At 67.1% G+C, this 24,771-nt stretch carries 18 protein-coding genes; 7 read left to right on the top strand and 11 right to left on the bottom strand.

The window, feature by feature from the left end; genetic code table 11:
* Positions 1-8: 8 nt before the first annotated feature.
* The 3 genes from QZ749_RS22030 to QZ749_RS22020 are packed head-to-tail and all read right to left on the bottom strand — an operon-like array spanning position 9 to position 4,077.
* A complete protein-coding gene (locus QZ749_RS22030; protein WP_296951504.1) occupies positions 9-1,589 on the bottom strand; it encodes a TIGR03016 family PEP-CTERM system-associated outer membrane protein in 1,581 nt (526 codons plus the stop codon).
* Entirely contained in the window at positions 1,570-2,523 is a 954-nt protein-coding gene (locus QZ749_RS22025) for an XrtA-associated tyrosine autokinase (protein WP_296951501.1), read from the bottom strand. Before QZ749_RS22025 ends, QZ749_RS22030 begins: the two co-directional genes overlap by 20 nt.
* 18 nt (positions 2,524-2,541) lie before the next feature.
* Positions 2,542-4,077, bottom strand: a complete 1,536-nt coding sequence (locus QZ749_RS22020; RefSeq protein ID WP_296951498.1) for an XrtA system polysaccharide chain length determinant — start codon at positions 4,075-4,077, stop codon at positions 2,542-2,544.
* Positions 4,078-4,476: 399 nt separating this feature from the next.
* Between QZ749_RS22020 and QZ749_RS22015 the strand changes: the two genes are divergently transcribed.
* The 7 genes from QZ749_RS22015 to QZ749_RS21985 all read left to right on the top strand — a co-directional run bounded on the left by QZ749_RS22015 (position 4,477) and on the right by QZ749_RS21985 (position 9,991).
* Positions 4,477-5,247: a serine protease gene (locus tag QZ749_RS22015; protein ID WP_296951495.1), complete on the top strand. Its 771-nt coding sequence runs from the start codon at positions 4,477-4,479 to the stop codon at positions 5,245-5,247.
* Between the two features lie 179 nt (positions 5,248-5,426).
* Positions 5,427-6,014, top strand: coding sequence for an XrtA/PEP-CTERM system exopolysaccharide export protein (locus tag QZ749_RS22010; RefSeq protein WP_296951491.1), 588 nt, complete (start codon positions 5,427-5,429; stop codon positions 6,012-6,014).
* 184 nt (positions 6,015-6,198) lie between these two features.
* The gene (locus QZ749_RS22005) at positions 6,199-6,840 is read left to right on the top strand and encodes a hypothetical protein (protein ID WP_296951490.1); all 642 of its coding nucleotides are present in this window, start codon (positions 6,199-6,201) and stop codon (positions 6,838-6,840) included.
* Positions 6,837-7,139 carry an HPr-rel-A system PqqD family peptide chaperone gene (locus QZ749_RS22000; protein WP_296951487.1) on the top strand — a complete coding sequence of 101 codons (303 nt, stop codon included), beginning with the start codon at positions 6,837-6,839 and terminating at the stop codon, positions 7,137-7,139. Before QZ749_RS22005 ends, QZ749_RS22000 begins: the two co-directional genes overlap by 4 nt.
* Positions 7,139-8,062 (top strand): HprK-related kinase A, encoded by a 924-nt coding sequence (locus tag QZ749_RS21995; protein WP_296951486.1) that lies wholly within the window; start codon positions 7,139-7,141, stop codon positions 8,060-8,062. Before QZ749_RS22000 ends, QZ749_RS21995 begins: the two co-directional genes overlap by 1 nt.
* A complete protein-coding gene (locus QZ749_RS21990) occupies positions 8,059-9,156 on the top strand; it encodes a nucleotidyltransferase family protein (protein WP_296951484.1) in 1,098 nt (365 codons plus the stop codon). Before QZ749_RS21995 ends, QZ749_RS21990 begins: the two co-directional genes overlap by 4 nt.
* Before the next feature lie 94 nt (positions 9,157-9,250).
* Positions 9,251-9,991, top strand: a complete 741-nt coding sequence (locus QZ749_RS21985) for a GAF domain-containing protein (RefSeq protein ID WP_296951481.1) — start codon at positions 9,251-9,253, stop codon at positions 9,989-9,991.
* A 59-nt stretch (positions 9,992-10,050) separates the two neighbouring features.
* Here the strand turns inward: QZ749_RS21985 and pepA are convergent, their stop codons facing one another.
* From pepA to QZ749_RS21945, 8 genes are all read right to left on the bottom strand, one after another.
* Positions 10,051-10,899, bottom strand: a complete 849-nt coding sequence (pepA, locus tag QZ749_RS21980) for a flocculation-associated PEP-CTERM protein PepA (RefSeq protein ID WP_296951478.1) — start codon at positions 10,897-10,899, stop codon at positions 10,051-10,053.
* 243 nt (positions 10,900-11,142) lie between these two features.
* Positions 11,143-12,240, bottom strand: a complete 1,098-nt coding sequence (locus QZ749_RS21975) for a molybdopterin biosynthesis protein MoeY (RefSeq protein ID WP_296951477.1) — start codon at positions 12,238-12,240, stop codon at positions 11,143-11,145.
* On the bottom strand, positions 12,237-13,124 hold the full coding sequence (locus tag QZ749_RS21970) for a ThiF family adenylyltransferase (protein WP_296951475.1): 888 nt from the start codon (positions 13,122-13,124) through the stop codon (positions 12,237-12,239). The genes QZ749_RS21975 and QZ749_RS21970 overlap by 4 nt, the downstream gene beginning before the upstream one ends.
* A 50-nt stretch (positions 13,125-13,174) precedes the next feature.
* Positions 13,175-13,840, bottom strand: coding sequence for an N-acetyltransferase (locus tag QZ749_RS21965; protein ID WP_296951473.1), 666 nt, complete (start codon positions 13,838-13,840; stop codon positions 13,175-13,177).
* Positions 13,841-14,083: 243 nt separating this feature from the next.
* Positions 14,084-16,858, bottom strand: a complete 2,775-nt coding sequence (prsT, locus tag QZ749_RS21960) for an XrtA/PEP-CTERM system TPR-repeat protein PrsT (RefSeq protein ID WP_296951471.1) — start codon at positions 16,856-16,858, stop codon at positions 14,084-14,086.
* A 266-nt stretch (positions 16,859-17,124) separates the two neighbouring features.
* Entirely contained in the window at positions 17,125-17,439 is a 315-nt protein-coding gene (locus tag QZ749_RS21955) for a hypothetical protein (protein ID WP_296951469.1), read from the bottom strand.
* A 162-nt stretch (positions 17,440-17,601) separates the two neighbouring features.
* Positions 17,602-20,889, bottom strand: a complete 3,288-nt coding sequence (icmF, locus tag QZ749_RS21950; protein WP_296951466.1) for a fused isobutyryl-CoA mutase/GTPase IcmF — start codon at positions 20,887-20,889, stop codon at positions 17,602-17,604.
* A gap of 179 nt (positions 20,890-21,068) precedes the next feature.
* Positions 21,069-24,659: an indolepyruvate ferredoxin oxidoreductase family protein gene (locus tag QZ749_RS21945; RefSeq protein WP_296951464.1), complete on the bottom strand. Its 3,591-nt coding sequence runs from the start codon at positions 24,657-24,659 to the stop codon at positions 21,069-21,071.
* Positions 24,660-24,771: the final 112 nt, after the last annotated feature.

Here is a 24,771-nt window from a genome sequence, read left to right as displayed (position 1 = left end):
GGCTCCGCTTAATACTGGACAGAAAGGGCGGCCGCGATGGCGTTCTCGTGGTACCTGTCGTTGCTGACCACGCCGAAGCTGCCGACCACGTGGCGCAGTTCCAGCACGCCGCTCACGTGCCGGTCGATCTGGCGGTTCATGCCCACCTGCCAGCGCCGGTTGGTGCTGGCCACGCCGGTGTCGAGCGACTGCGCGCGCACCGCGTAGACGCCGGCGCGCATGGTGGTGCGCGTCGACAGCCGGTATTCGGCGTCGGCGGACGCGCCGCGCTGGCGCACGTTGTCGTTGATCGAGGCCAGCTGGTTGCCCAGCAGGGCGCTGTCGCTCTGCTGCAGGGACAAGGCGGCGCGCTGGTCCTGGAACACCGACAGCGCCAGGTTGCTGCGCGCGCCGCGCAGCACGGCGGCGAACTGCAGCCGCTTGGCGCGCACGTAGCGGTTGCTCAGGAAGTTGATGCTGTCGGCCAGGCTGGCCGGCAGGCCGGCCGCGGCCATGTAGGCCTGGATCGCCGCGCGGCGCTGGACCGGGTCCGGATACGCGCTGGCGAACATGCCGTCGAGCATCGCGGCCGTGTCGAAGGCGGCCGGCAGCAGGAATTGCGAACGCGTCGTCGTGATCTCGTCGCTGTAGGTCGCGCTCCACACCGTGTGGCGGGTGCGGTGGCTGGCGTCGAGCGCGCCGGTCTTGCCGAAATAGCGGTGGCCGAACGAGGCCTGCACGCTGGTGCGCGTCGAGGGCGTCCAGACGAAGCCGGCGCTCCAGCTGGCGCCCGAGGTACTGTCGTTCAGGCTCGCGTAGTCGTAGCTGTCGTAGCCGGCGCTGGCGGTCAGGCTCAGGTGCGGCAGCACGCGGTAGCGCAGGCCGACGATGCCGTTGTCGAGCGAGGAACGGCCGCCGATGCGGTTGTTCTGCTCCTGGCGGTTGTACGAGACGTTCCAGCCGAGGTTGGTGGACGAGGTGCCGCTGGACAAGTCCAGCAGCGTGGTGCTGGCGACGCTGCTGCCGAAACCGTTGTAGCTCGAGTCGACCGAGTCGCGCGTGAAGCGCGCGGTGGCGGTGGCGGTATTGCCGAAGCGGTGCCGCAGGTAGGGGCTGATGCGCCAGGTGCTCACTTGCGTGCGGTTGGCGCCGCTGTAGGGATTGCCGGCCAGCGGACCGAAGGCGGACACGTTCTGGCGCTGGCTGCCGGCGCCGGCGTCGACGTACAGGAACTCGTCGACCAGCATGGCGCGGGCGTCGGCCTGGTAGCGGCGGTCGCTGTCCTGCACGTTCGGCGCTTCCTTGTTGCTGTACGAGAAAACACGCCACTGCGCGGACGCGTTCAGCGTCAGGCGCGGCCCGTTGCTGCTCACGGCCAGGCCGGGCGCGGCTTCGGTGACGAAGGAATTGTGGGCGACGTCGTCGCGTTCGGTCGCGACGTTGGTCGAATAGGTCTCGCGCAGCTCCGCGAGGGGAGTGACCTTCCAGTCGGCGCGGCACTCGGCCGACAGCAGCATGGCCGCTAGCGCCAGCGGCGCGAGCTTCAGCGCCGGCGCCAGGCCGGCGCCGGCCGTGCGTGGGTGCGGCAGCTCAGCCGTAGTGATAGTCATACGTCTCTTCGATGCCGGGGAATTCCCTGGTCTTGTTATAGATGAGGTTGACGTTCTTGCAGCCTTCGAGCTGGTGCAGCGCTTCCTTGACCGCGTGCTGGGTCGTGGTCTGCGCCTCGACCACCATCACGATCTGGCCCATGTGCGACGCGAGTTCGCGCGATTCGCTGGTCAGCAGCAGCGGCGGCGAATCGAAGATCACGACGCGGTCCGGGTAGCGGTTGGCGATCTCGTCGACCAGGTTGCTCATCGTCGAGCTGGCCAGCAGCTCGGTGGCGCGCGCATTGCTGTTACCGGCTGGCAGGATCGACAGGGTATCGACATTGGTGCGCAGCATCACGTCGGCCATGTCGAGTTTGCCGTCCAGCAGGATGTCCATCAGGCCGCGGTGCGGCGGCAGGCCCAGCGTGCGCAGCACGTTCGGGCGCGCCACGTCGGCGTCGACCAGCAGCACGGTGTGGTCGAGTTCCATGGCGATGCTCATGGCCAGGTTGATCGCGCAATAGGTCTTGCCTTCGCCCGGCAGCGAGCTGGTCATCATGATCAGGTTGCCCGGCTTCTCGCCCGGCTGGCGCGGCGCGAAGGCGCGCTGCAGCAGCGGGCGCTTGATGATGCGAAAGTCTTCCAGCAGGCGGGTGCGGCCGGAGGCGGCGGTAACCATGCCCAGGTCGCGCATGCGCGCCAGGTCCAGCTCGACGCGGCGCGTGCTCCCGCGCGACGCCGGGGCCGGGGTTTCCGCGACCGGTTCCGCGACCGGTTCCGCAACCGCCAGGGCCGGCGCCACGGGAGGAACCGGGGACGGCGCGACCACGACCGCGGGCGCCGCGGCGGCGACGGGCGCCGGCTGCACGGGCTGCACGGGCTGCACGGCGTCCGGCGCCGGGGCCGCGCGTTTCAGGTCGATCCGGCTTGCCGCTTTTTCGATGATGCTCACGTTGTACTCCTTGTGATCTTAGAGCGTGGGGCGGACCAGGATCGCGGCCATGCCGGCGCCGTACGCGCCGAACAGCATCAGGACCGAGACCCCGAGGGCCACCAGGCGGCGCTTGCGCTTGACGGTCTGCTCGGCCGTCCAGTTCATGCCGATCGCGCCCAGCACGGGCAGGCCGGTCACCTCGCGCAGCGCGCCCTGGCTCATGAAGGTCGGACGCACCTGGCTCATCAGGAAGGCGACGGCCAGGCCGGCGACCAGGGCGGCGCCGAATACCAGCGAGAACAGGCGCAGGCGGTTCGGGCCGCTCGGCTGGGCCGGGACGGTGGGCGGATCGATGACGCGGAAGGTCAGCATGTCGGTGGCCGACGACAGGTCGCCCGACAGGCGCGCCGATTCGCGGCGCTCGACCAGCTTCTGGTAGTTGTCGCGGTTGACCTGGTAGTCGCGGTTGAGCTGGGCCAGCTGGGCCTCGACTTCCGGCGCCTCGGCGCTCTGGGCGCGCAGGCGCGCCACGCGGGCCGCGTATTCGTCGACGCGGGCGCGCATCGACGCCACCTGCGCCTCGGCGGCCGACAGCGACACGTTCAGCTGCTGCAGCATCGGGCTGTAGCCGGCGCCCGGGTCGATGCTGCGTTTGGTCTTGGCCAGCTCGGCGCGCTGGGCCAGCAACTGGTCGAGCAGGCGGCGGTTGGCGATGATGTCCGGGTGCTGCTCGGTGTACTGCAGGCGCAGCGCGTCGAGGTTCTTCTGGGCCACGGCGATGCGGCTCTCCAGCTCGGGATCGACCATGCCCGGATCGACCTTCTCCACGCCCGGCCTGGCCGGCTCGCCCTTGATCTGGCGGCTGATCGCATTGCGTGCCTGTTCGGCCTCGGCCAGTTGCAGGCGCGCCTGGCTCAGCTGGTCGTTCGCCTGCTGCAGCTGGCCACCGTAGTCGCCGCCGCCGTCGCGCGGCAGCAGGCCCATGTTCTTGATCTTGAATTCCTTGAGCGCGTTCTCGGCGCTGGCCAGCTTGTTTTCATAGCTCTTGATCTGGTCGTCGATGAACTGGACGGCCTTTTCGGAATCCTGCTTCTTGCCGCTGAAGCTGCCTTCCACGAAGATCTGCAGCAGCCCCTGCACGATGTCCTTGCCCAGCTTGGGGTCGTCGGACACGTAGGTGATCGTGTAGATGTCGTCGCGCTCGGTGCCGCTGAACTTGATGGTCGTCATCAGTTCGTCGACCAGCTTGTCGTGTTCCTTGGTGGTCTTGGCGCGCACGTCCAGGTCGACCATGCGCATCAGGCGCTCGACGTTCGGGCGGCTGATCAGGGTGCGGCGCATGAACATGACCTGCTGGTCCAGGTTGGGCATCGTCGTCATGCCCGACATCAGCGGCTTGAGGATGCTCTGGGTATCGACGTAGACGCGCGCCGACGCTTCGTACTGGTTCGGCAGGCGCAGCACCACCGCCCAGCCGACCAGGGCGATCGTCCAGGTAATGACGACGGCATACCAGCGGTACTTGCCGATCGCTTTCAGAAAATTAAGAAGTACGGCCGTGATTTCCGCCATGTCGTCAGTCTCGCCTAGAGTGCCCCGTACCAGGTCGGACGGGGCGGAAAAATAATCAAATGCCTTGCATGATCGCTTGTAGCCGGGGCAATTGCAATTACGCGCGAGAAAAAATTGACGGGGTTGACGGCGAGTACCGCGCCTACAACACAAATCAATTCAAGATCGCCACGAAATTGCCGAAACTACCGTTAACCAGCGTCAATAATTGTAATTATACAAACAAAATCGGCGGCGTGTCGCATGCTTCGGAGCAATCCGGCGGATGCGGCGCGCCACAGCATCGCATACACTAGCCATGCAAGTTGTTGTCTAAATTCAAACGCTTCATTGTAATGTTTCAAATAAAAAAGGGGTGCACGGTTGATGCCGAATCGAAATAACCTGCCATCAGGAAATATGACGCGGCGCCGGGCGCTGGCGGGACTGGCGGCGCTGGCCGCCGGCTGCGTCGTGGGCCCGGCGCCGGCGGCGGAACTGAAGGCGATCATTCCCGTGGTCAAGCGCTCGGTGGTGGGCGTGGGCACGTTCGAACCCACGCGCAGCCCGGCCACGGTGTTCTTCGGCACCGGCTTCGTGGTGGGCGACGGCTTGAGCGTGATCACCAACGCGCACGTGGTCCCCGATACCCTGGGGGCGGGCGGCAAGGTCGAACAACTCGGCATCGTCACGTCCGACGGCGATGCGATCCGCTTCCGCGCGGCGCGCCTGGTGGCGCGCGACGCCGCCCACGACCTGGCGCACCTGCGCCTGTCCGGCGCGCCGCTGCCGGCGCTGGAGCTGGGGGATTCGGACGGCGTGCAGGAAGGACAGGAGCTGGCGTTCACCGGCTACCCGCTGGGCATGGTGCTGGGCCTGCACGCGGCCACGCACCGCGCCACGCTGGCGGCCATCACGCCGATCGTGACGCCGTCGCTCAACTCGCGCGGCCTGGACCCGCGCCAGATCGTGGCCCTGCAGCGCGCGCCGTTCAGCATCTTCCAGCTGGACGGCACCGCGTATCCGGGCAATAGCGGCAGCCCGGTCTACGATCCGGCCAGCGGCCGGGTCTGGGGCGTGGTGAATGCAGTCTTCGTCAAGGGACTGAAGGAAACGGCGATCAGCAATCCCAGCGGAATCACGTATGCCATCCCGGCCAGGTACGTGCAGGACTTATTGCAACAAAAATAAAAATGTCGAAAGACAATTCTATCGTGCGCGCCCTGTGCGCCGGAAACTCTGTTATACAATAGGTCGTTGTTAATGGCTTAATAACATTGGCGCAATATTAAAAGGCGCTGCGGCCATCGTCAGCAGAAAGGGATTGGAAAGTGGGCAAGGACAAGGCGAACCTGATCAAACATTCGGCAATGGCGCTCGCGGCCGCGTGCACGCTGGTACTGGGCGGCTGCGCGACGCGCGCGCCGCAACCGGTCGATACCCAGGCGAGCGCCCCGGAATACCGGGTCGGCCCTGGCGATACCGTCAACATCATCGTCTGGCGCAATCCGGAAGTGTCGATGGCGGTGCCGGTCCGTCCGGACGGCAAGATCACCACGCCGCTGGTCGAAGACCTGCCGGCCGCCGGCAAGACCTCGACGGAACTGGCGCGCGACATCGAGAAGGCACTGGCGAAGTTCATCCAGCAGCCGGTGGTGACCGTGGTCGTGACCAACTTCGTGGGCAACTACAGCGAGCAGATCCGCGTGATCGGCCAGGCGGCGAAGCCCCAGGCCCTGCCGTACCGCAACGAGATGAGCCTGATGGACGTGCTGATCGCCGTCGGCGGCACGACCGAGTTCGCGGCCGGCAACCGTGCCAGCCTGATCCGCACGGTGGATGGCCGGCAGCAGAAGTTCAACGTGCGCCTGGACGACCTGATCAAGGAAGGCGATATCTCGGCCAATGTGCGCATGCAGCCGGGCGACGTGCTGGTCATCCCGGAAAGCTATTTCTGACCGCTGTCGGGATTTTTTACAGGCACGCCGCCGGCTTCCTGGCCGTCCCTGCCTGGGCTATGCTAAGTTGTTGATTTCATAGCGTTGTTTTTAGCCGCCATTGCGTGGCACAAGGATTGCTTGCCCTCAAGGAATCTGGCATTGTACGGATTGCCGATCTTTTTACGACCGACGAGGACCCGAAGTGGCTGACCAAGACCGTGACCCGCAGGACAATGCAGGCGATGTGCCGGATTCCCAGGTGGGGTCCGCGGCGCCCGCGCCTGCGGACGGGCTGTCGGCCAAGGGCGCGTCGCGCCGTCGCTTCGCCAAGACCGGCGCCGGCGCCGCCGGCGTGCTGATGACGCTGCACAGCACCCCCGGCATGGCCACGCAATTCTGCGGCATGGCGCCGTCGGCCGCCTTTTCGGTGATCAACCAGAAAACGATGAACGGCAAGGTCAGCTACCGCGGCGAAGCGCCCGTCTGCAGCGGCCAGGGGCCGACCTGGTGGTCGTCGCGTCCGTGGCCGAGCGGTTGCGATTCGAACGATTTCAAGACCTTCTTTTCGTGCAGCAGGAACGGGGCCGCCTACGCGCTGTTCAATGCCCGCGTGTTGCTTTCCGGCGCCAATGTCATCGACTGGGGCAACGGCAACCTGGGCCGCTACGTCATGGCCGCCTACCTCAACGCGGCGGCCGGGTACACGAGTTTCCTGACCACCTCCATGGTCCAGCAGATCTGGAACGAATGGTGCTTGCAGGGCTACTATGCCCCGATCGCCGGGAAAAAATGGTACGCGAACGAGATCGTCACTTACCTGAGCGGGACCATGGCCAGCGCGTGAGTGCCGGCGATACCTGGTGCCTGCGTCCCGGACAGGCGCTGCAGTACCGGCAGTGGGACGATGGGCAGGGCGACGACGAGTACGTGCTGTACAACGACCTGTCCGGCGACACCCACCTGCTGGGCGGCCCCGCCATCGAGATCCTGCTGGCCCTGGCGCGCGGCCCCGCCACGCGCGCGGCGCTGGTTGCCCTGTTGCAGGCGGAATTCGACATCGATCCCGACGAGGTCCGCTTCGAGACCGGCGAACTGCTGCAGCTCCTGCAGCGCCTCTGGCTGATCGCCCCGTCCGCATGCTGATGGCCGCGCCGCCGACCGTGGCATCGCTCACGCCCGCCGAACTCGCGCGACGCCTGGCCGGTCCCGGCCTGGCCGTCGAGACCGGCCCCTTCGTCAGCCGCATCCGCACGCCGATCCCCCAGGTCGCCGAGGGCATCGCCCTGCTGTACGGCGACTATCCGCTGCGCGACGACGGCTTCGCCGACTTCCACGTGCGCCTGCGTCCTTCGGGCGGGCTGCGCCGCTGGTACCGGCCGCAGGTCAGCTTCGACGTCGACGGCCTGGCGCCGTTCGAATCGCTGCCGCTGAACCACGCCTTCCCGATGCTGGAATGGGCGCTGAACTGGTGCATCTCCACGCGCGCCCACGGCTGGCTGATCGTGCATGCGGCCGTCGTCGAGCGCGGCGGCCGCGCCGCCATCCTGCCCGCGCCGCCCGGCTCCGGCAAGAGCACGCTGTGCGCCGCGCTGATCAGCCGCGGCTGGCGCCTGCTGTCCGACGAACTGGCCCTGCTGCGTCCCGACGACGGCCTGCTGGTGCCGGTGCCGCGCCCGGTGAGCCTGAAGAACCGTTCGATCGACGTGATCCGCGCGTTCGCGCGCGACCCGGTGCTCAGCCGCCCGGTCAGCGACACCGCGAAGGGCACGGTGGCGCACCTGAAGGCGCCGCCGGACAGCGTCGCGCAGGCGCAGCGCCCGGCGCTGCCGGCCTGGATCGTGTTTCCGCGCTACGCGGCGGGCGTCGCCACCACGCTCGTGCCGCTGGCGCGCGCGCGCGCCTTCATGCGCGTGGCCGAGAATGCGTTCAACTACAGCCACCTGGGCGCGGCGGGCTTTCGCACGCTGGCCGACACGGTCGGGCGCAGCGCCTGTTTCGAATTCCATTACAGCGACCTGGACGACGCCATCGCCACGTTCGACGCGCTGGCGTCGCCTGCCCCATGATGCGCACGCCGTCCGCGCTCCCGCTCCTGCCGCGCGTGCTGCGCGACCCGGCCCGGCTGGCCGACCTGTCGCTGGCCGACTGGGACTTGCTGCTGCGCCAGTGCGCCAGCGTCAACCTGACGGCCAGCCTGCTGGTGCTGGTGGAGGAGCAGGAACTGCTGGAGCGCATCCCGGCGCAGGCGCGCACCCATCTCGAGTGGGCGCGCGCGCAGGACCGGCGCCAGCGCCAGGCCGTGCGCTTCGAGGTCGAGAACATCGCGCAAGCGCTGCATCCCACGGGCCTGCCGGTGCTGCTGCTCAAGGGCGCCGCCTATACGACGGCGGGCCTGCGCGCGGGCGCCGGGCGGCTGTATGGCGACGTCGACATCCTGGTGCCGAAGGCGCGCCTGGACGACGTCGAGTCGGCGCTGATGCTGCACGGCTGGGCCACGACCCACCACGATCCCTACGACCAGCGCTACTACCGCGAATGGATGCACGAGCTGCCGCCGATGCAGCACCTGCGCCGCCGCACCGGCATCGACGTGCACCACGCGATCCTGCCCGAGACCGCGCCCGTGCGTCCCGCGCCGGCGCTGCTGCTGGGCGCCGCCCGCGCGCTGCCGCGCGTGCCCGGCCTGGCCGTGCTGGCGCCCGTCGACATGGTGCTGCACAGCGCCACCCACCTGTTCTTCGAGAGCGAACTCGACAAGGGTATGCGCGACCTGTTCGACCTGCACCTGCTGCTGGGCGAGTTCGGCGCCATGCCCGGCTTCTGGGACGACCTGGTGCCGCGCGCGCGCCAGCTGCAGCTCGGCCGGCCGCTGTTCTATGCGCTGCGCTACTGCCGGCGCCTGCTGGGCACGACCGTGCCGCAGCCGGTCCTGGACGCCGCCGCCGCGCAGGCGCCGCCGGCCGCGCTGCTGTGGCTGATGGACCGCCTGTTCGGCCGCGCGCTGCTGCCGCCGCACGCCAGCTGCGCGGACGCGTTCGCCGGCACGGCGCGCTTCCTGCTGTACCTGCGCGGCACCTGGCTGCGCATGCCGCCGCTGCTGCTGGCGCGCCACCTGTTGCACAAAGCCTTCGTATCGTCGCGCGGCGAGACGGCGTCGTGAAGGCCGTCCCGAGCGGCGCGCCCGCGGCGTCGGCAATCGCCTACCATGGGCATGGGATGTCGAAAATCATGCAATCCGGACAAGGTGGCATCGAATGAGCGAGGCGCGCGATCCGCTGGTGCGGCTGCAGGACCTGCAGCATTTCCTGGCCTCCGGCACGCTGGAGGAAAACCTCGAACGGCAGGCCGCCATGGCGGCGGCGCTGGCCGGCGCGGCCAGCTGCTCGATCATGCTGCTCGGCAGCGGCACCGGGGAAGACATGCGCATGAGCGTGTACGCGCGCCACGGCCCCGTGCCGGCGGCGGCGCGGGAAGCGTCGGTGGCGCGCGGGGAGGGCATCGCCGGGCGCGTGCTGGCCAGCGGCGAGGCGCTCCTGGTCGCCGACATCGCCAGCTCCGGACTGGCCGGGCTGGCGCGCCGCGACGGCCCCGCCGGCGGCAGCCTGATCTGCGCACCGATCCGCATCGACGGCCGCATCGTCGGCGTGGTGAATGTCGCCGGCGACCCCGGCCAGGCGCCGTTCGACGAGACGGCGTTGCGCCTGATCGAGGTCGCGGCGCTGTGGATCGGCAAGTCGATCCAGGTGCAGCAGCTGCAGCGCGTGCTCGACTCTCGCTTCGCCCAGCTGGCCCTGCTGCAGGAAGCCCAGCAGAAGGTGGGCGAGTCGGTGCGCACCGCCTACCGCAACCCGGAGGACGTCGCCCGCATCCTGGCGCGCTCGTTCTTCCGCGAGATGACCAGGGCCGGCTTCGAGTCGGGCCAGATCGTGAATGCCGCCTCGGAATTGATCGACCAGCTCAACCGGCACCTGCACAAGGGCCCCGGCCAGGCCTGACGCGCCGGCGCCGGACGAAAAAAAACCGGCCGGAGCCGGTTTTTTTCATGTGGCGACGCTTAGGCCTTGCGGCGGCGCATCGCTGCCAGGCCGGCCAGGCCGATGCCGAACACGGCCAGGGTTGCCGGTTCCGGCACTTCGTTGGTTTCCAGCTTCAGCTGGCCACCGTTCTGCACGAAGAAGGCCGCCGGCGGGTTGTTGCCGTTGCTTGCCGAGCCGCTCAGCACTTCCTTCATGATCGGGTCGATCGTATTGACGTCCTGCGAGGCGTTCGAAGTGACGAAGCCGAAGGTCAGGCCAGCCATCAGGTTATTGCCATCCTTGTCCAGCCAGACGCCGTCGGCGAAGAAGGTCGACTGGAACAGCAGGGTCAGGTCGCCGTTCGACGACGGGCTGCCGTCCGGGTTGATCTTGCCGCCGCCACCGGCCAGCTGGGTGAACGAGGCGATCAGGATGCCCGAAGTGGCGCCGAAGCGGTCGTCGGTGCCGCCGCCTTTTTCGGCATTGGCGTATTCCTTGACCGGGTTGTAGTAGATGTCCAGTTTGCCGCCGGCATCGAAGGTGATCTGGCCGCTGGCCAGGGTGCCGGTGCCGGTGCCGCCGGTGTAGTTGGCGGTCAGCTGACCGAAGTCCAGCAGGGATGCGCCGCCGTTGTTGGTGGTGACGTTGAAGATGCCGTTGTCGGTGAACGTGAACGGCGCGGTCGGATTGTTGATATTGCCGGTGGTGGTCACGTAGCTTTCGCCGTTGAAGCCCAGCGCACCCACGCCCTTGACGACTTGCGCATTGCTGCCGCCGTAGGCCGGCAGGTTGAGGGTATAGCCGTCGACCAGCGTGCCTGCGCTTGCGGACGCCATAATGGTTGCCGATGCCGCGATACCTGCCAACGTGTTCCAGACTGCTTTCATGTGAATCTCCTCGTTTGATCGGTGAAAAGGCTTTTGTCCTGTACACCTCTCCTTTAGCAGATTCTGTGCCACATGATCCAAGTCTTTGATTTTAAAAGAAGTTATGTTATAGAAATTATATTTTTGTGACACGGTGTAAGCCATTCCGACAGTGCGTTGTCACACTTAGTTAATCATGCGCAATGAATAAGTATGAGGAGAAACAGTCGTTCGCGGGCCATGCCGGCGCGTGGCCGGCATGGTTTACTTGAGCAATTGCTCGACGGGAAGGCGTTCGGAACGCGCGTGGGGCGCCGGGCCGGCGCCGAGGCGGCCCATGTAGACGGGGAACAGGTCGTCGTCGAAGATCAGGGCGGCAGCTTCCCGTTGCAGGCGGCGCGCCGGTTCGTGCAGCCTGGTGGCGCGCGTGAACTCCATCTTGTTGTCGCGCACGTATTTGGAAAAGATCAGCGGCGTCATTTCCGGCTGCATGAACAGGCCCAGTTGCGTCAGCGTCAGCCAGAAGCGCTGCACCGCGCGTCCGGCCTCGACGTAGTCGTCGATGCCCTGCGGGGCGCGCCTGGCCTTGAGCACGAAATGGGCGGCGCAGGCGACGCCCGGCACCAGGTCCATCTGCAGGCGTGGCGCCCAGGTGCCCAGCAGGGCGTTCACGGTCGACATGCGCTTCCAGCTGACCATCGCCCATTTCATGAGCTTGAGCGTGCCCTTGTCGACGCCGAGCGCCTGGTCCGGCACCTTGTCCGGGCTGCGCACGGCGTTCCAGTGGATGATGCGGCGGTGGACCTCGAACGCCTCGGGCATCGTCAGGCGTAGCCGGGCATTGTTGAACATCAGGCGCGCGACCTTGAACTTGGGGCGGAAGCCCTCGATCCAGCGCACGTCGTAGCCGGGGCCGACGGCCGCTTCCAGCGCGCGCTTCTCGTCCGCGCGCAAGGGCCGCGTGCTCATCGCGCGGCGCTGCACCGTGCGCGCCTTGACGGCGTCGAGCAGGGGGCTGGGCCGGATGGCCGGGTCGGGCACGAAGCGCACGTCGAACAGCGGTGCCTCGATGGGGACGGGCTCGTCGGTGGTGCCCGGCAGGATCGTCAGGCGCGTGGTGTCGGCGCGCAAGCCCTGGGCGCTGGCCGCGACGGCGATGGTTTCCAGCAGCGCGCCCATCGAGATCTGGCTCGGGTGGCCGTCCAGGTCGTAGACGGTGTCGGCGCGGGTGTCGAAGGCGTGCACGCGCAGCAGGTCGGGCGCGAGCACCTCGAAGCGCCAGCACTGGGTATTGTCGCCGCTCGGCGCCCAGCGCGCGAGGTCGAGGATGCGGTGCATCCCTTCGGGGATCGCGGCGCTCATGCCCGGGCCGCCTTGCCGGCCAGTTCGCGCGTCATCTGGCGCCTGGCCACGGCGATGATCAGGCGGTGCAGCAGGTTGCCGTTGCCGCCGGGACGCCAGGTGCGGGCCAGCTTGTTGCGGTAGGCGTCGAACTGCGCGCCGTGCGGCGCCGCCAGCACCTTGCCGCGTCCCAGCAGGATCTTCAGCGCCTCGGTGGCGACGATGCCGGCGCACAGCTGACAGGCCATGAAGGTGGACGGGCCGCGCCGTTCGGCGAAGTTGACCGCTTCCTGCACGACCAGGTAGGGCCGGTGCAGCCCGGCCGGCGCCAGGCCGACGACGAAGCGGATCGCCTTGTCCAGCTCGGGCAGGTCGCCCCAGCGGAAGTATTCCTCGAACGTCATCTGCCCCGGCAGGAAGTTCAGCAGCGCCGCGCCCATGCCCAGCGGCGCGGCCGTCGTGGCCGGGATGCCGTATTCGGCGCAGGCGGCGAAGGTCTGCTGGCGCGCGTCGAAGGCGAAGAAGTCGAGCGCGTCGACGTACAGGTCGACGCCGTCCAGGAAGGCTTGCAGGTTGCCCTTGTTCACGCCGTCCGGGAAGATCTTGATGTCGATCTCGGGGTTGATGTCCTTCGCCATGCGCGCCAGCACCTCGGCCTTCGGCTGGCCGACGGTGGACATCATCGCGCCTACCTGGCGGTTGAAATTGACGATGTCGAAGGTGTCGAAATCGGCGATGTGGAAATTGGCCACGCCCAGGCGCGCCAGCGTCAGCAGGTGCACGCCGCCGACGCCGCCGCCGCCGGCGATCGCGATGCGCTTGCCGCGCAGGATGGCTTGCTCGGCCGGCGTCACCCAGCCGATATTGCGCGAAAACGCTTGTTCATAGTGGAACGGATTGCTCATCGGTATCGCGGAAAGGGTTGTCGGGATGCGCCGCCGACGCAAGGCGCCGGCTAGGCGTGGTGCTCGTCCATGCGCAGCAGGCGATTGATGATGCCGCGCTCTTCGCGCGGCGAAAAGAAATACGGATAGAACGACTTGTCGGCGACGGCGGCATCGGGATCGGCGCTGAAAGTGCCGCCGAATTTGCGGATCTGTTCCGTCACGTATTCGAAATTCACGCGCAGCAGGTAGGCCGGCGCATCGACGCGGGGATTGGTCTTGAGTTCCCCTTCCTGGCGAAAGCCTAGCATGCGCTCGTAGAAACGGCGGTGGCGCGGATTGATCTCGATGACGATGTCCGTGCAATGGTGGATATCGCGCGCATAGATGACGGCCAGGTGGAACAGGTTGGCCAGCGAGGTTTTCGAGCGCACCGACGGATCGAAGGCGAGCTTGGTGAATTCGCACAGGCGCGCGCCGGCATTGCGGTGGGCGTCCAGTTCTTCCTTGAAGATCTGGTCGGCCATCAGGCCGATCGGCGAGTCGATGCCGATGGTGAGGGTGCCGACGACGTCGCCCTTGTCGGTCGCCGTGAGGGTGATGCGGTTGGGGTCGTCCGTAAATTGATGCGTGCCGGCATATCCGCGCCATGCATACATCTTGTTGATCAGCATGCTGGCCGAATTACGACCGTCCGCGGTATCGGTAAGCCGGATTCCATACGAATCGTGGTTCACGATAACATCCTCAAATTGCGAGGGCGCCATATTATCGCGTTCATTGAAAACATGAGCGTCCGATAGGGATGCGTCCGATTCACCCTCTGGATTATTGAAATCTTCGAAAGTCGTCATCGCAAGCACCCCCGATCCGTCATGCGGTCCGCACCGGCGGGCGGACACCGCTGCCGCCGGCCCGTATCCGCATCACGCGAAACGGCACCGGCGTTAAAATTTTTATAATAATAATATATTAACCCTTTACATTGCCTTTAGCAATGCGCGCGCCTCTTCGATTTGCGGGAAGGGCGTATTCTGGGCCAGCAGCTTGTCGAGTTCCTTGCGCGCCCCCTGCTTGTCGCCCGACTTGTGCAGGCCGACGGCGAGGTGGTAGCGGATCTCGGCGGCGTTCGGCGCCAGGCCGCTGGCCTTCTGCAGCAGCGGCAGGCCGCGCGCGGTATTGCCCTGCTCGACCAGCAGCCAGCCGAGCGTGTCGAGCACGCCTGCGTTCCCGCCGGCCAGCTTGTACGCCTGCTCGGCCGTCTCCAGGGCGCGCGGGTCCTTTTCCTGCTGGTAGGCCCAGGCCAGGTTGTTCAGGGCGACCGCATTGTTCGGACCGCGCTTGAGCACGTCCTGCAGCTGGGCGATGGCCGCCTTGTAGTCCTTGCGCGCCAGGCTGCCCTCGGCCACGAACATGGCGATGGCGACGTTGTCGGGCTTCTCCTTCAGCCACTGGCCCGCGCGTACCTGCGCTTCCTTCTCCTTGCCGGCCACTTTCATGGCCTGCAGCGTCTTGAGCATCAGCTCCGGCGACTTGGAGATCGCCAGCGCCTTCTCGTAGGCCGGCAGCGCCTGCGCCGGCTTGTTCTGCATCATCAGCAGGTCGCCTTCGACGGCATAGCCGACCGGGGCCTTGGCATCCAGCTTCTGGATCTGGCGCGCGGTATCGAGCGCCTCGTCCGGACGGTTGCTGCGCACCGCCAGCTCGATCTGGGCCAGGCGCGCCGGGATGAAGTCCGGCTGCAGCTCGACGGCGCGGCGCAGGTCCTCGGCGGCGGCGGCATTGTTCTGCTGGAGCATGCGCACGCCGGCCAGGCGCAGCTGCGGCTGGGCCGATTTCGGCAGCACATTGGCCAGCTTGCTGTAGGTTTCCAGCGCGCCGGCCGTGTCCTTCGTCGCCACCTGGGCCTGGCCGAGCAGCTCGAGCAGGTCGGCATTGGTCGGGTTGGCGGTCTGGAACTTGCGCGCCAGCGTCAGCGCCTTCTGCGGCTGGTCGATGCGCAGGTAATGCACGCCCAGTTTCAGGGCCGGCACCACCGCGTCCGGATTGGCGGCGCTGGCCTTTTCATACCAGGACGTCGCTTCATCGGTGTGCTGCTGGACCATCGCCAGGTCGCCCAGCGCGGCCATGGCGCCGTAGTTGTTCTTGTCCTTTTCCAGCAGCTTCTCGAAGCGCTGCTTGGCGGCGTCGGGCTTCTTGTCCTGCATGTCCAGGCGCGCCAGGTTGGTGACGGCCGGGAAGAAGTTCGGCTGCAGCGCCACCGCCTTCTCGAAGGCGGCGCGGGCGGCGGCGGCGTCGCCCTTGATCATGTAGACGGCGCCCTTGAGGTTCTGCACCTGCGGGTTGTCGGGCTGCGCCTTCTCGAGCGACTGGACGGCGGCCAGCGCCTTGTCGTAGTGCTTCAGGTTCATCTCGGTCTGCACCAGGGCCATGGTGGCCTGGGCCGACTTCGGGTCCAGCGAGGTCGCCAGTTCCAGCTCGCTCAGGCCGCGCGCCTGGTCGCCCTGGGCCAGGCGCGACAGGCCCAGCGAGGTACGCACGGCGGCCGCCTTCGGCGCCAGCTCGGCCGCCTTTTCCAGGTAGGCGCTGGCCTTGCCGAAGTCGCGCACCTGCATGTACGATTCGCCGGCCAGGGCCAGCAGTTGCGGATCCTGCGGCGCATCCTTCAGCACCGGCGCCAGCGCGGCGGCGGCGTCGCCCGGCTGCGAACCCTTGAGCAGGGTCTGGGCCAGCAGCTTGCGTGCGTAGATGTCGTTCGGGTTGCTGCTCAGGTACTTGCGCAGGTTCTGCTCGGCCTGCTGGAGCGACCCCAGGTTCAGGTCGCAGGCGCCGGCCAGCAGCACGCTGGGCAGGTGGTCCGGCGCCACGCGCAGGACTTTTTGCAGGGACTCCTGGGCCGCGGCGAATTTACCCTGCGAGAAATCGTTCAGCGCGCGGGTATAGGTGACCAGCAGGTTGCCCGGCGAGTTCTTCTCGGCGGCGTCGATTTCCTTCTGCGCCTGCGCGTACTTGCCGCGGCTGATCTCGACATACGCCTTCTCGATGTGGGCGCTGCGGTGGTCCGGCTTGAGCTTGAGGACTTCGTCGAAGGCGGCCAGCGCCTCGTCGCTCTTGCCGGCCAGGCGCAGCATCGTGCCGCGCGTCATGAACACGTCCGGATTCTTCGGATCCTTGGCAACGGCCTCCAGCACGTAGCGGTCGGCGGCGTCGCGGTCTTGCGAGAACATCGCGTGGCGCGCCAGGCCGAGCAGGGCTTCTCCCGCGTTCGGGTTCAGCGCCAGCGCCTGGTCGTAGGCCTGCTTGGCCTCGTCCGGCTTGCCGGTGGCCAGCAGCGCATCGCCGCGCAGCGCCAGCAGCGGCGCCGACTTGGCGGCCACGTCCGGCGTCACCTGTTCGAGCAACTCCTTGAATTCGCCCTGCTGCGCCATCGCGCGTCCCAGCTGCGGCAACACGCGGTCGGCGCCGATGCCGAGCGAGCGCGCCTTGCGCAATTCCTTCTCGGCCGCCGGCAGGTCGCCCATGGCCAGTTGCAGGTTGCCCAGTTCCAGGCGCGCCTCGCCGTTTTCCGGACTCTTTTCGACCGCGTTCTTCAGCTGGATCACGGCCGCCTTCAGGTCGCCCTTCTGCTGGTACTGGCGCGCTTCGGCGAGCAGCGATTCGGTCGTCTGGGTGCGACCGCAGGCCGACAGGCCCGCGACCAGGAAGGCGCCGGACAATACGGCGGCGGTGAGTTTGAGCTTGGCATGACGCGGCATCTGGTATCCCTTTGGTTTGGCAATGCGAGGATCGCTCGTGGTCCGGGCCATCGGGCGTCGCACCGCGGACCGGTGGGTGCGGTGTCGATCGATGGCGAATCCGGAAGTCTTGTGCGAAATTTCTAGCTAACAATCATACCTGAAGGGTTCGCCAGCAAAACGCACGACTCGTAACGTGTGTTGCAAACGCCCCCAAGGATGTAGCCCCAGGGCAATTAAAGGGCGAAATCTGGAAAGAATGGCATATCTGAAGAGAAAAGCTGCCGTCAGGAAACGTCGCCGCCCTTGCGCAGGCGGCCCAGCAGCGCCTCGACATCGTCGCCGACCGGCAAGCCATGACGGCGCAGCAATTGCACGTGCAACACCATGTTTTCCAGCACCAGCTTGGCGGAGACGGCCAGCAGGGTCATCAGCTTGTCCTCGGTGCTGAAGCCCTCCATCGACGCGGCCATCTCGCACAGGTGGCTGGCCACCAGCTGGCGCAAATCGTCTTCGGGGAAGGGGAGGTCGGCGAAGTCGATCGGATCTTCCTGCTCGACTTCGTGCATCAGGGCGGCGAGTTGTTCCGGCTGGATCGGCATGGGTGGCTCCGTGATGGTCGCGGAACCATTCTAGGCCACGACGTCAACCCCCGCCCACAGGATTGCCTGACAAACTTCAAACCGGGGTCAGAGCCGGGGTCAGAGCCGGGCTCTGACCCCGGTTTGAGCGAAATTAAAGGCGGAACGGGTCCGCCTTGTGGTTTACATGTTGCGGCGATATTGGCCGCCGACTTCGAACAGCGCCGTCGTCACCTGGCCCAGCGAGCACACGCGCACGGCGTCCATCAGGCGCGCGAACACGTTTTCGTTGTCGATCGCGGCCTGCTGCAGCGCGGCCAGTGCGGCCGGGGCGGCGGCGGCGTGGCGCGCGTGGAAGGCCGCCAGGCGCTGCAGCTGCGACTGCTTTTCGTCGTCGGTGGAACGGGCCAGCTCGATCGTCGCCGGCGCGCCTTCGCCCTTCGGGTTGCGGAAGGTGTTGACGCCGATGATGGGCAGGGAGCCGTCGTGCTTGCGGTGCTCGTACAGCATCGACTCTTCCTGGATCTTGCCGCGCTGGTAGCCGGTTTCCATCGCGCCCAGCACGCCGCCGCGCTCGGCGATGCGCTCGAATTCCTGCAGCACCGCTTCCTCGACCAGGTCGGTCAGCTCGTCGATGACGTAGGCGCCCTGGTTCGGGTTCTCGTTCTTCGCCAGGCCCCACTCGCGGTTGATGATCAGCTGGATCGCCAGCGCGCGCCGCACCGATTCGTCGGTCGGCGTCGTGATCGCCTCGTCGTAGGCATTGGTGTGCAGCGAGTTGCAGTTGTCGTAGATCGCGATCAGCGCCTGCAGCGTGGTGCGGATGTCGTTGAAGTCGATCTCCTGCGCGTGCAGCGAGCGGCCCGAGGTCTGCACGTGGTATTTCAGCTTCTGCGAGCGGTCGTTGGCGCCGTACTTGTCGCGCATCGCCACCGCCCAGATGCGGCGCGCGACGCGTCCCAGCACCGTGTATTCCGGGTCCATGCCGTTCGAGAAGAAGAACGACAGGTTCGGGGCGAAATCGTCGATGTGCATGCCGCGCGCGAGATACGCCTCGACGAAGGTGAAGCCGTTCGACAGCGTGAACGCCAACTGCGAGATCGGATTCGCGCCCGCCTCGGCGATGTGGTAGCCCGAGATCGACACCGAATAGAAATTGCGCACCTGGTGCCGGACGAAGTATTCCTGGATGTCGCCCATCACCTTCAGCGAGAACTCGGTCGAGAAGATGCAGGTGTTCTGGCCCTGGTCTTCCTTCAGGATGTCGGCCTGCACCGTGCCGCGCACGTTGGCCAGCACCCAGGCGCGGATCTGCGCGGCTTCCTCGTCGCTCGGCGCGCGGCCGTTGTCAGCCTCGAACTTTTCCAGCTGCTGGTCGATCGCCGTGTTCATGAACATCGCCAGGATGGTCGGGGCCGGGCCGTTGATGGTCATCGACACGGACGTGCTCGGGCTGCACAGGTCGAAGCAGTCGTACAGCACCTTCATGTCGTCCAGCGTGGCGATCGACACGCCCGAGTTGCCGACCTTGCCGTAGATGTCGGGACGCAGCGCCGGGTCGGCGCCGTACAGCGTGACCGAATCGAAGGCCGTCGACAGGCGCTTGGCGTCCATGCCGGTGGAAACCAGCTTGAAGCGCCGGTTGGTGCGGAACGCGTCGCCCTCGCCGGCGAACATGCGGGTCGGGTCCTCGCCCTCGCGCTTGAACGGGAACACGCCGGCCGTGTAGGGGAAGGCGCCCGGGACGTTTTCCAGCATCAGGAAGCGCAGGATCTCGCCGTGGTCCTCGTACTTCGGCAGCGCCACCTTGCGCACCTTGTTGCCGGACAGCGTGGTCGAGGTCAGGCGCGTGCGGATTTCCTTGTCGCGGATCCTGACGACGTGCTCGTCGCCCGCGTAGGTCTGCTGCAGCTGCGGCCAGGACGCCAGCAGCGACTTGGCCGCGCCGTCCATGGCGTTGTCGCGCTCGGCGATCAGGTCGTCCAGCACGACGTCGCGGTTCGCCGCCGCCAGCATGCGCTTGGTTTCGCTCAGCTGCTGGAGCTCGCGCGCGAGTTTCACCTGCCTGGCCGTGTTGCGGTGGTAGCCGCGCACGGTGTCGGCGATCTCGGCCAGGTAGCGCGTGCGTGCCGGCGGGACGATCACGTTCCTGCCGCTGGAGTAGTGCTGGCCCGGGTCGGGCAGCTTCGGCGCCTCGATGCGCAGGCCCAGCTGCGCCAGCGCCGGCAGCAGGCCGCGGTACAGGGCCGTCACGCCGTCGTCGTTGAAGCGCGAGGCCTGCGTGCCGTAGACCGGCATCCGCTCCGGCGGCATGCTCCACAGTTCGCGGTTGCGCTGGTACTGCTTGGCGACGTCGCGCAGCGCATCCTGGGCGCCCTTGCGGTCGAACTTGTTGATGGCGATGAAGTCGGCGAAGTCGAGCATGTCGATCTTTTCCAGCTGCGACGCGGCGCCGAATTCCGGCGTCATCACGTACATCGACAGGTCGACGTGCGGCACGATGGCGGCGTCGCCCTGGCCGATGCCGGAGGTCTCGACGATCACGAGGTCGAAGCCGGCCACCTTGCAGGCGGCGATCACGTCGGGCAGCGCCTGCGAGATCTCGGAACCCGCCTCGCGCGTGGCCAGCGAGCGCATGAACACGCGCGCCTGGCCGTTCCACGGATTGATCGCGTTCATGCGGATGCGGTCGCCCAGCAGCGCGCCGCCCGACTTGCGCCGCGACGGGTCGATCGAGATCACCGCGATGTCCAGGCGGTCGCCCTGGTCGAGGCGGATGCGGCGAATCAGTTCGTCGGTCAGCGAGGACTTGCCGGCGCCGCCGGTGCCGGTGATGCCCAGCACGGGCACGCGCGAGCCCTCGGCCGCGTCGACGACCTGCTTGCGCAGCGCGGGGTCGGCCTTGCCGTTTTCCAGCGCCGTGATCAGCTGGGCCAGCGGGCGGTGGTGCTGCGCGACCGGTCCCTCCTGCAGCGGCGCCAGCGACGTGGGGGCATACGGCGACAGGTCGACGTCGCAGGCTTCCAGCATCGAGCGGATCATGCCGACCAGTCCCATGCGCTGGCCGTCTTCCGGGCTGAAGATGCGCGTCACGCCGTAGGCATGCAGTTCCTCGATCTCGCTGGGCACGATCACGCCGCCGCCGCCGCCGAACACCTTGATGTGGGCGCCGCCGCGCTGGCGCAGCAGGTCGATCATGTACTTGAAGTATTCGACGTGGCCGCCCTGGTAGCTGGAGATGGCGATGCCCTGCACGTCCTCGGCCAGCGCCGCGGTGACGACTTCGTCGACCGAGCGGTTGTGGCCCAGGTGCACGACCTCGGCGCCGTTCGACTGCAGGATGCGGCGCATGATGTTGATCGAGGCGTCGTGGCCATCGAACAGGGAGGCGGCGGTGACGAAGCGGACTTTATTGGCCAGGCGCGCCTGCTCGGGCAGGTCGAGCTTGGCGGCGGGGGTGATGTCGTTCATGGGGTTCCTTTGGAATCGGAAATGAACTCGCGTTCTGGTACGGTATATGACGTTAACGTAAACGTCAAGTTGGATGCGTTGATGTGCGCAGGGACGTTGAACGCGTGGGCGGGAGACCCGCCCACGCTACCTGCGACGTCGCCGTCCCGGTAGGGTGGACGGGTTCCCCGTCCACGCGTTCACGCGGCGCGTTTGGCGACGCTGCCGGACAGCAGCGCTTCCTTGCGCGCCCGGTATGCGGCCACGGCCTGTTCCTTGATGTGTCCGAAGCCGCGGATCTGTTCCGGCAGCGCCGCCAGTTCGACGGCCAGCGCGTGGTTGGCGGCGGCCAGGCCGGGGAGCAGCGCCTCGACCATGTCGCGGTACTCGACGATCAGCGCGCGTTCCATGCGCCGCTCGGCCGTGCGGCCGAACAGGTCGAACGCGGTGCCGCGCAGGCCCTTCAGCCTGGCCAGCAGCTTGAACGCGCTCCACATCCACGTGCCGAATTCGGCCTTCACCAAGTGGCCCCTGGCGTCCTTCTTCGCGAACAGCGGCGGCGCCAGGTTGAATTTCAGCGTGAAATCGCCCTCGAACTGGGTCTTGAGCTGCTCGACGAAGCGGCCGTCCGTGTACAGGCGCGCGACCTCGTACTCGTCCTTGTAGGCCATCAGCTTGAACAGCGACTTCGCCACCGTCATCGACAGCTTGTTGCCCAGGCCGAGCGCCGACTCGCGCTCGCGCACGCGCGCCACCACGCCGGCGTACTGCGCCGCGTAGGCGGCGTCCTGGTAGCCGGTCAGGAATTCGACGCGCTTCTTCACCACGCCATCGAGGCTCTGCGGCATCTGCAGCAGCACGGGCTGCGCCGGCACCGCCGTGCGTTCCACGCGCGCCAGGTCGACGGCGGCGCGGCGGCCCCACAGGAAGCTGCGCTTGTTGGCGCCCACGGCCACACCGTTCAATTCGATCGCGCGGTGCAGCGCCGCTTCCGACAGCGGGATCAGGCCCTTCTGCCAGGCATAGCCCATCATGAACAGGTTGGCGGCGATCGAGTCGCCCATCAGCGCGGTGGCCAGCCTGGTCGCGTCGAGGAAGTCGACGCCGGCATGTCCTCCCACCTTGGCGCCGACGGCTTCCTCGATCAGGCCGCGCACCTGCGCGGCCGGGAATTCCCAGTCGCGCTGCTGGGCGAAGGTGCCGGTCGGCTGCTCGTGCAGGTTGACGACGACCATCGTGCGGCCCGGACGCATCTTCGAGATCGCATCGGCCGCGCCGGCGGTCAGCATGTCGCAGCCCAGCACCAGGTCCGCCTCGCCGGTGGCGATGCGCTGGGCGCGCAGGCGCTCCGGCGACGCGGCGATCTTCACGTGCGAGGTCACCGAACCGTTCTTCTGGCTCATGCCGGTCATGTCCAGCACCGAGGCGCCCTTGCCTTCGAGGTGCGCGGCCATGCCCATCAGCGCGCCGACGGTGATCACGCCGGTGCCGCCGATGCCGTTGACCAGGATGTTGTAGGGCGCGTCGATCGGCGGCAGGGCGGGCGTCGGCAGGTCGCCCCAGCCGTCGTCGTCGCCGCCGGGCTTCGCCACGCCAGCCTTGTGCTTCTTGAGGGCGCCGCCTTCGACGGTGACGAAGCTCGGGCAGAAGCCCTTGGCGCACGAATAATCCTTGTTGCACGCGGACTGGTCAATGGCGCGCTTGCGGCCGAATTCCGTTTCCTTCGGCAGGATCGAGACGCAGTTCGACTGCACGCCGCAATCGCCGCAGCCTTCGCACACGGCTTCGTTGATCACCATGCGCTTGGCCACGTCTGGGAACTCACCCTTTTTACGACGACGGCGTTTCTCGGCCGCGCAGGTCTGGTCGTAGATCAGGACCGTCACGCCGGGCACTTCGCGCAGTTCGCGCTGGACGTCGTCCATGTGCTTGCGGTCGTGGATCGTGATTCCCTCGGGCAGGCCCGATTTGTCTTCGTAGCGCGCCAGGTCCTCGGTGACGAGGGCGATGCGCTGCACGCCTTCGGCCGCCATCTGGCGCGCGATCAGCGGCACCGACGTGATGCCGTCGACCGGCTGGCCGCCCGTCATCGCCACGGCGTCGTTGTACAGGATTTTATAGGTGATGTTGACCTTCGCCGCGATGGCTGCGCGGATGGCCAGGTAGCCGGAATGGAAATAGGTGCCGTCGCCCAGGTTCTGGAACACGTGCGGCACCTTGGAGAACGCGGCCTGGCCGATCCACGGCGTGCCTTCGCCGCCCATGTGGGTGGTCAGCTTGTTCATCTCCGGGTAGATCGACGTCGCCATCACGTGGCAGCCGATGCCGGCCAGCGCGAACGAGCCGTCCGGTACCTTGGTCGAGGTATTGTGCGGGCAGCCGGAGCAGTAGAAGGCGGGGCGGAACGGCGTGGTCACGGCCTTCATCAGCACCGCGTCCTTGGCTTCCAGGAAGGCGAGCCGCGCCTTGATCAGGTCGCGGGTATGCGCGTCCAGGTCCAGGCGCGCGATGCGTCCGGCGATCACGCGCGCCACCTGGGCGACGGAGAAATCGGCCTTCGGCGGCAGCAGCCATTCGCCGCGTGGCGCCACCCACTCGCCCTTGTCGTCGAACTTGCCGACGATGTGCGGACGCACGTCGTCGCGCCAGTTGTACAGCTGTTCCTTGAGCTGGTATTCGACGACCTGGCGCTTTTCCTCGACCACCAGGATCTCTTCCAGGCCCTGCGCGAATTCGCGCACGCCTTCCGGCTCCAGCGGCCAGATCATCGCCACCTTGTACAGGCGCAGGCCGACCTTCGCCGCCATCGCCTCGTCGATGCCCAGTTCTTCCAGCGCTTCCAGCACGTCCACATAGGACTTGCCGGAGGCGATGATGCCGAGTTTCGCGTCCGGGCTGTCGATCGTCGTGCGATTGAGCTTGTTTTCGCGCGCATAGGCCAGGGCCGCATAGATCTTGTAGTCCTGCATCAGGGCTTCCTGGTTGCGCGCCTGCTGGCCCAGCGGGATCGAGGACAGGCGCGTGTTCAGGCCGCCTTCCGGCATCGCGAAGTCCTGCGGCAGCCTGACCTGCACGCGGAACGGATCGGCGTCGACCGAGGCGCTCGATTCCACCGTGTCGGCCAGCGCCTTGAACGCCACCGCCAGGCCGGAAAAGCGCGACATCGCCCAGCCGTGCACGCCCAGGTCCAGGTATTCCTGCACGTTCGACGGGTACAGCACGGGGATCATGCAGGCGGCGAAGATGTGGTCGGACTGGTGCGGCAGCGTCGACGAATAGGCGCCGTGGTCGTCGCCGGCCACCAGCAGCACGCCGCCATGCTTGCTCGTGCCGGCGTGGTTCATGTGCTTGAAGACGTCGCCGCAGCGGTCCACGCCCGGGCCCTTGGCATACCACATGGCGAACACGCCGTCGTATTTCGCCGGGCCGATCAGGTCGACGGTCTGGGTGCCCCAGACGGCCGTCGCGGCCAGGTCCTCGTTCACGCCGGGCACGAACTGGATGCGGTTGGCTTCCAGGTGGCCCTTGGCCTTCCACAGGTTCTCGTCCAGGCCGCCCAGCGGCGAGCCGCGGTAGCCGGACACGAAGCCGGCCGTGTCCAGGCCCGCGCGCTCGTCGCGCAGGCGCTGCATCATCGGCAGGCGCACCAGCGCCTGGATCCCGGACAGGAAGATCTTGCCGGAAGTGGCCGTGTACTTGTCGTCGAGGCTGACGTCCTTCAGGACGGCGGGTTCGTGGGGAACGGTGGGGATGGGCGCGGGCGCGCCCTGGCCCAGGACGGTGTCAGGCATGGTGTCTCCAAAATGGTCTTCTAGATCGGTCCGGATCCGCGGCGGGCGGCCGGGTAGGCGCCGTGGCGGGACTGGCCGTGTTGCCGCTCTTGCGGCTTATGAAGACAGTGTA

Origin of the sequence: uncultured Massilia sp. (assembly GCF_913773735.1) — a bacterium.
In the GTDB taxonomy this organism is placed as follows: domain Bacteria; phylum Pseudomonadota; class Gammaproteobacteria; order Burkholderiales; family Burkholderiaceae_D; genus Telluria.
This window is presented reverse-complemented; position numbering and strand designations above follow the sequence as displayed.

Excerpts from the sequence above, each read along its gene's own strand:
- QZ749_RS21995 (WP_296951486.1), top strand. The coding sequence starts at position 7,139 with ATGGCCGCGCCGCCGACCGTGGCATCGCTCACGCCCGCCGAACTCGCG.
- QZ749_RS21955 (WP_296951469.1), bottom strand. The coding sequence starts at position 17,439 with ATGCCGATCCAGCCGGAACAACTCGCCGCCCTGATGCACGAAGTCGAG.
- icmF (WP_296951466.1), bottom strand. The coding sequence starts at position 20,889 with ATGAACGACATCACCCCCGCCGCCAAGCTCGACCTGCCCGAGCAGGCG.
- QZ749_RS21985 (WP_296951481.1), top strand. The coding sequence starts at position 9,251 with ATGAGCGAGGCGCGCGATCCGCTGGTGCGGCTGCAGGACCTGCAGCAT.
- prsT (WP_296951471.1), bottom strand. The coding sequence starts at position 16,858 with ATGCCGCGTCATGCCAAGCTCAAACTCACCGCCGCCGTATTGTCCGGC.
- QZ749_RS21990 (WP_296951484.1), top strand. The coding sequence starts at position 8,059 with ATGATGCGCACGCCGTCCGCGCTCCCGCTCCTGCCGCGCGTGCTGCGC.
- QZ749_RS22020 (WP_296951498.1), bottom strand. The coding sequence starts at position 4,077 with ATGGCGGAAATCACGGCCGTACTTCTTAATTTTCTGAAAGCGATCGGC.
- QZ749_RS22010 (WP_296951491.1), top strand. The coding sequence starts at position 5,427 with ATGGCGCTCGCGGCCGCGTGCACGCTGGTACTGGGCGGCTGCGCGACG.
- QZ749_RS22015 (WP_296951495.1), top strand. The coding sequence starts at position 4,477 with ATGACGCGGCGCCGGGCGCTGGCGGGACTGGCGGCGCTGGCCGCCGGC.
- QZ749_RS21975 (WP_296951477.1), bottom strand. The coding sequence starts at position 12,240 with ATGAGCGCCGCGATCCCCGAAGGGATGCACCGCATCCTCGACCTCGCG.
- QZ749_RS22030 (WP_296951504.1), bottom strand. The coding sequence starts at position 1,589 with ATGACTATCACTACGGCTGAGCTGCCGCACCCACGCACGGCCGGCGCC.
- pepA (WP_296951478.1), bottom strand. The coding sequence starts at position 10,899 with ATGAAAGCAGTCTGGAACACGTTGGCAGGTATCGCGGCATCGGCAACC.
- QZ749_RS21945 (WP_296951464.1), bottom strand. The coding sequence starts at position 24,659 with ATGCCTGACACCGTCCTGGGCCAGGGCGCGCCCGCGCCCATCCCCACC.
- QZ749_RS21970 (WP_296951475.1), bottom strand. The coding sequence starts at position 13,124 with ATGAGCAATCCGTTCCACTATGAACAAGCGTTTTCGCGCAATATCGGC.